This window comes from Pseudomonas sp. GM80 (assembly GCF_000282515.1).
Taxonomy (GTDB): Bacteria; Pseudomonadota; Gammaproteobacteria; order Pseudomonadales; family Pseudomonadaceae; genus Aquipseudomonas.
The window spans coordinates 1-2,275 of the sequence record NZ_AKJD01000002.1; the positions used below are offsets into that span (position 1 = coordinate 1).

A 2,275-nucleotide genomic window follows, 5' to 3' on the forward strand; every position below is an offset into this window, starting at 1 on the left:
TTTTACCGTGGTCAACGTGACCAATGGTCCCAACGTTGACGTGCGGCAGGGAACGATCAAATTTTTCCTTAGCCATCGATATCACCCTTAACAGAAGAATTGAGCAAACGACACAAGCCATTAAAACAAAGGCAGATATTTTCATATCTGCCTTGTTATATGGAGCTCTTGAGCGGATTTGAACCGCTGACCTCACCCTTACCAAGGGTGTGCTCTACCAACTGAGCTACAAGAGCAAAACACTTTGCACAACCTGCAAACTTGGAGCGGGTAGCGGGAATCGAACCCGCATCATCAGCTTGGAAGGCTGAGGTTCTACCACTAAACTATACCCGCGGAGCCTGCAGCTCACGCTTAAATCTGGTGGAGGGAGAAGGATTCGAACCTTCGAAGTCGTAGACGTCAGATTTACAGTCTGATCCCTTTGGCCGCTCGGGAACCCCTCCTAATCAGGCCGGCATTCTATACTATGCCAAACCCCTGTCAAGCATTTTCTCATTTAAAAACCTGAGGTTAGCTGCGTTGACATCACTTCACTTTGATTCCCTGTTCAGGTCTTCGCTGTGGAGCGGGCGCCATTCTATGCAAACTATTCAGTAGGTGCAACCCCCTCACACAGCATTATTTTATGTTTTAACTCATTGAATTCCTTGGAAAGGTTCTGCAGCTGGACATCCCCCAGCAAACGCTCGCTCGAAGGCGCTATCCGCAACCAGTAGTCCGCATCAGGGAGATCCTTCGACGCAGGCTGTGCACTTATCCCCATACCAGCCAAACGCCGTTCAAGGCCTTCAATCAGCTCCTGGCGAGAGAACCCTCCCAGGAAAAGGCATTCATTCCCCGCTGTAGAGCCGCTCGTCCTTTCTCGCGATGCAGCTCCGCTCTCGCTGAGCAAACGAATATCTTGCTGCGAACCTCGATACAGATTGAGCGGAGTCACATCTTTCGCACGCAAAGGGGCCTCCTGCTGATGCCAGACGTAATAAAACACATTGAGTACTAACAGCAGCAGGAACATCCAACGCATACAAACCTCAAGTAAAAGGACATGCCATAGCCAGACTTACAAAAAAACCCACCAGGAGCGATCCATGCCAAGCAACTGCACGCAGGCCCTTATTCAGCAACTAATCCGATTCAACGATCGCCTGCACAATCAAATCTGTCGCTTCATTGGCTAACACGCGCCGTTTTATGAAGCCATTACCTTATTCGAGCTCAAGAATCGTCTCGCAGCCTCAGGCTAAGCTCACCACCACTGAAAACCTTTTCAACACCATCCACCGCCAACCGCAGAGCACCTTGATTATCGATACCTTGCACCACGCCATCTATTTGACTGACGCCGGCAATCAGTGAGACAGATCGACCATGCCACAAATGGTTTTCTTCCCACTCCGCTTGCAAAACCGTAAAGCCACCAGCCTGGTGACGTTCTATATAAGCCTGTAATTGCTCACTCAATTCAGCCACAAGAACATTACGATCGCAGGCCTTCCCAGACTCGAGCCGTATTGATGTCCATTTTTGATCCACTTCTGTTGCGACCTGCATGTTTGCATTGATGCCAATGCCTAACACCACATGGCAAACATCTGCAGGGTCGCCGACGAGTTCGAGTAAAATGCCAGCAATTTTCTTGTCACCGACAAGGACATCGTTAGGCCACTTCAACCCGGCCCCACCAACGCCGGATTTCCGCAAGGCCCGCATCACCGCCAAGCCAACGACCAGACTCAACCCTTCGAGCTGGCGCACTCCACCATCGATGCGAAGAACAAGACTGTAATAAAGATTTTCGGCAAACGGGCTAACCCATTTGCGCCCTCTACGCCCACGACCGGAAGTCTGCCTCTCAGCAACGACTAAAAATGGCGCGGCCTGCCCACGACCAATAGCGCGCAAAGCTTCAGCATTCGTCGAGTCGATAGTATCGAACACTGCGAGAGGCCATTGCGGCATCATTTCTGAGATTTTTATAGGGTCGAGTAACGTCAACGGCGCCGCCAACTGATAGCCACGCCCCCGAACCTTATGAATGGACAATCCAAGCTCAGACTCAAGGTGCTGAAGCTGCTTCCATACTGCACTTCGGCTGACTCCGAGGGCTACGCCCAGGGCCTCACCAGAATGAAAGCGCCCATCCTTCAGAAGATTCAACAACGTCAGCATGCAGGTCTCGCCTCGTAATGAGGCCCGAATAATATCTATGCTCAGGACAGTTGCATAGAAATCAAGCGAGCACATTTCCTTCGGGCAAAACAAAACCCCAACT

Annotated in this window: 2 protein-coding genes, 3 tRNA genes and 1 pseudogene; all 6 read right to left on the reverse strand. The window is 50.9% G+C overall.

Features of this window, described 5'->3' with window-relative positions:
- A pseudogene (locus PMI37_RS32110) lies at window positions 1-76 on the reverse strand (GTP-binding protein); the annotation flags it as partial.
- An 84-nt stretch (window positions 77-160) separates the two neighbouring features.
- Window positions 161-236: transfer RNA gene (locus PMI37_RS00020), tRNA-Thr, on the reverse strand.
- Window positions 237-262: 26 nt separating this feature from the next.
- Window positions 263-336 (reverse strand) — tRNA-Gly (locus PMI37_RS00025).
- A gap of 25 nt (window positions 337-361) precedes the next feature.
- Window positions 362-446, reverse strand: a tRNA-Tyr gene (locus PMI37_RS00030).
- Between the two features lie 143 nt (window positions 447-589).
- Complete coding sequence (locus PMI37_RS00035) at window positions 590-1,027, reverse strand: hypothetical protein (RefSeq protein WP_008076804.1); 438 nt, start codon at window positions 1,025-1,027, stop codon at window positions 590-592.
- Between the two features lie 191 nt (window positions 1,028-1,218).
- The gene (gene birA, locus PMI37_RS00040) at window positions 1,219-2,172 is read right to left on the reverse strand and encodes a bifunctional biotin--[acetyl-CoA-carboxylase] ligase/biotin operon repressor BirA (protein ID WP_008076808.1); all 954 of its coding nucleotides are present in this window, start codon (window positions 2,170-2,172) and stop codon (window positions 1,219-1,221) included.
- Window positions 2,173-2,275: the final 103 nt, after the last annotated feature.

Excerpts from the sequence above, each read along its gene's own strand:
- PMI37_RS00035 (WP_008076804.1), bottom strand. The coding sequence starts at position 1,027 with ATGCGTTGGATGTTCCTGCTGCTGTTAGTACTCAATGTGTTTTATTAC.
- birA (WP_008076808.1), bottom strand. The coding sequence starts at position 2,172 with ATGCTGACGTTGTTGAATCTTCTGAAGGATGGGCGCTTTCATTCTGGT.